The 3,458-nt window shown below is 50.2% G+C and carries 3 protein-coding genes; all 3 read left to right on the forward strand.

Going from position 1 to position 3,458, the window contains the following annotated elements; genetic code table 11:
* Nucleotides 1-238 (forward strand): aldehyde dehydrogenase family protein (locus Q0231_RS10835; protein WP_299347682.1); only part of this gene is annotated, 238 nt, incomplete at its 5' end.
* 119 nt (nt 239-357) lie between these two features.
* Complete coding sequence (locus Q0231_RS10840) at nt 358-2,535, forward strand: LTA synthase family protein (RefSeq protein ID WP_299347683.1); 2,178 nt, start codon at nt 358-360, stop codon at nt 2,533-2,535.
* A gap of 294 nt (nt 2,536-2,829) precedes the next feature.
* On the forward strand, nt 2,830-3,458 hold a 629-nt coding region (locus Q0231_RS10845), incomplete at its 3' end, for a homoserine dehydrogenase (RefSeq protein ID WP_299347684.1).

A 3,458-nucleotide genomic window follows, 5' to 3' on the forward strand; every position in this document is an offset into this window, starting at 1 on the left:
CGTGATTGATCCTTCAACTGAAGAGCCCTGCGCGGTTATCTCACTTGGTGATGAGGCCGATACCAATGCCGCCGTTGTCGCCGCACGTGCGGCTTTTCCGGCATGGATGAACACGCCGCCTTCTGAGCGTATCGCGCTGGTGGAAAACGAACAACGCATCCGCCAAGCGGCGCGCAGCATCAAGAAGTTTATGGCAGACCATGAAAAAGGGTCTAATGTTGTGCCCATGAGTAAATAATCCGAGAGATGATCAAATGCCCTTTTTGTTTCAACTAAAGCAAGCAGGGCTCCAACTCTCAGAGTTTTGTGTAATAGGAGCATCGCCGCGAAAACAAGCGGCGGTGTTTTTCAACTTTAATGACTGAGTTTACTACCGACAAAGCCCCGATGTGGCGCTACATTATTTTCGTAATTACGAGCATTTTTGCACTATTTGTGCTGCCGCTTGCGCTGCGTTTGTCTCTATTTGATCCGATTACGACCATCGGATTTGGTGTTGCTGACCTTAAAGGCATTGCGATCGACGTTGCGCTGGTATCCGCACTTTTGCTCATCGCTGTTTGGGGTATCCCTCGATGGGGTGCAGCCTTAGCAGTTGTATTGTTTGGACTACATCTGTTGGTGCAGGTGGCCAATGCGGAATTTGCCTGGGTGTTTGGCAGGGCGCTTGAGTTCTCACAAATCGGCTATATGGCAGATCAGACCTTCTTTTGGGGCTCTGCAACCAAGCTACACAATCCGGAACTGTTCTTTGCTGCAATCGGTTTGGTGTTCATTGTTGGTTTTGCCATACGCGGCATATCAGGCAGTGCATTAGTGCGTGTTTTCTCCATTTGCGGTTTGGTTGGGTGGCTGGCTTTCGCCCTTTTGCCTTCAAATGATGACTTGGCGGATTGGCGCACGTCTGGCTTTTTAAATCAAAATGCACGTAGCGCGATCGCCATGCTTAAGAACAGGTTCAAAGACGACAGTAAAGCCGATTTTTCCACTGAAATTATGCGGTTGAAACAAGAACTTAGTGCTGATGCATCGGGAGCTCTCTGGCTAGATCTGCCACTGGAAAAACCAAATATTTTGATGGTGGTTTTGGAAAGCGCGTCCGCAGCTTACCTGCCCAGTGTTGTGGAAACACAAGGGCTTAACAGCAACGTAAAAATGACCAATGTCGATCAGTTTGTACGCAAAGGTGCGGTTTTTAGCCAATTCTTCGCTCATCAACGTCAGACGACACGTGGCACATACGCATTATTGTGTGGCCAGTTGCCAAGATTCTCTTCTGCCACACCAAAATTGGAAGTTGCTGCCACTCGCGGTCAGGAATTGGACTGCTTGCCACGACGTTTGGCTGATGCAGGCTACGTGACGGAATACTTGCAAGCTGCGCCACTTTCTTTTTCAAAAAAGGACCAATCGCTTCCCCTGACAGGATTCCAGACACTGTATGGCGCTGCTTCATTTAGTGCCAAAGACATTGGTAGCGCTTGGGGCGTTGATGATCACGTGTTGTTTTCCAAGGCCCAAGAGCGCGTTGAAAGCCTTTCAAAGGGCGAACAGCCGTGGTTCCTAACAGTACTCAACGTTGGCACACACCATCCATTTGATATTGTACCCAGCTCATTTGCGGGCAATGACGACCCAAAAATCAGATCGTTTGAATATTTGGACGTTGCCTTCGGAGAATTTGTGGAAGGACTGGAGCGCAAAGGGCTGTTGGCGAATACATTGGTTATCGTTGTCAGCGATGAATCTGGCGGCTTGGTCGGGCCTGCGGCAAGCGCCGTTGCTGAATTAGCGCGAAATTGGGGCCTATTTGCCCTTGTTGCGCCGCAGTGGATACAGCCAAGGCTAATTGAATCGGTGGCGGGGCAAACCGATCTACCGATATCGGTGGCCGATTTTGTCGGGCTAGAACCAGCTCAAAACTTTGGCGGACGCAGTGCGTTTAGACAATATGTTAAAACGAGAACCATCTATGCGTTCAACAGTATAGGCAATTTCACTTATGGAATCTCAAATGATAGCATCGATATATGCCAGTTAGACGAAGATCATTGCCAATCCTTCCACCGCGTTGACGGTAAAATGGGCGATTTACGCCAAGTTGGCACGGCAACGTCAATGAACAGAAAAGCAGCCGCACTTGCGATCTTAACCAACCAAGGCGTTGATGATTTCCAATTGGAGTTGATGCCCGTAAACAGCCTTGTTGAGATAACTGATGACGAGCCCTATCTGATTTGCTGCCAGTATATTGATGTCCAATCAGGGAGCCGTTTGACCTTCAAAGCTGCTCTGGAGCTTACCTCTGCTGCCGCTGCAACAGTTCATGTGGACATTGTAAGTCAGGACGAGGGCCAGTTCACAACACATTTTGAGAACAATTTCGATTTGCTGATAGATGAGAACACGCCAATCCTCATCGAACATCATTTCGATAGGGCGGTAGGCGATGTTGAAGTGCGTGTGCGGTTGGTTGATGCTGACCGACCAACTATGTTCATTGTCCACAACGCGACATTATCAGTGATAAACTAGCCATCTTGCACGTCTACTGCAGATCCCGCCGTACATATCGTTAGTTGCCTGTTGACGAATAGGACTTTTCCTATTTAAGTGCGCGAGCAAAAATGATCACCTACAACAGCCGAGCAAGTCTGATCGCCAATGACAGAGTTAGAACAGTTTCGAACGCGAGTTGAGCGCTTTTTGGAGCGCTACAATTGGACAGCGACGCGCTTTGGCCGAGAACGCGCATCGGATCCCCAGTTTGTATTTAACTTGCGCGAAGGCCGTGAGCCGCGCGCTGAAACACGAAATAAGATAGTCGACATGATTAAAGAAATCGAAAAAGCAGATTCGAATGCAGGCGCGCCTATTCGCATTGGGGTTGCAGGGGTTGGTACCGTTGGCGCCGCTTTGGTGAATATGCTGCAGGGTCAACAAGATGTTGTGCAAAAGCGCTTTGGCCGCGACATTGAAGTCACAGCGGTTTGCGCACGCTCACGTTCGCGCGACCGTGGTGTCGATTTGAGCGCGGTTGAATGGTTTGATGATCCTGTACAACTGGCAAAGTCCGATTCTATCGATCTTTATGTGGAACTGATGGGGGGCGAAGACGGTCCGGCGTTGGCCAGCATTCGCGCAGCGCTTGAAGCGGGTATTCCCGTTGTCACGGCCAACAAAGCGTTGATCGCCAAGCATGGTGTTGAAATTGCGCGTTTGGCAGAAAAGCACAATACATCCTTTAGTTTTGAAGCGGCGGTTGCCGGTGGCATTCCCGTTATCAAAACCTTGCGCGAAGGGCTTGGCCTCGCCCGCGTTCAGCGCGTTTACGGCATTATGAACGGCACCTGCAATTACATTCTGACCCGCATGGAAAGCGCGGGCCTGACCTACGAGACCGTCTTTGACGAGGCCAACGCGCTTGGCTACCTGGAGGGGGCCGCGACGTTGGGCGT

The organism is uncultured Maritalea sp. (genome assembly GCF_937139385.1).
In the GTDB taxonomy this organism is placed as follows: Bacteria; Pseudomonadota; Alphaproteobacteria; order Rhizobiales; family Devosiaceae; genus Maritalea; species Maritalea porphyrae_A.

Excerpts from the sequence above, each read along its gene's own strand:
- Q0231_RS10840 (WP_299347683.1), top strand. The coding sequence starts at position 358 with ATGACTGAGTTTACTACCGACAAAGCCCCGATGTGGCGCTACATTATT.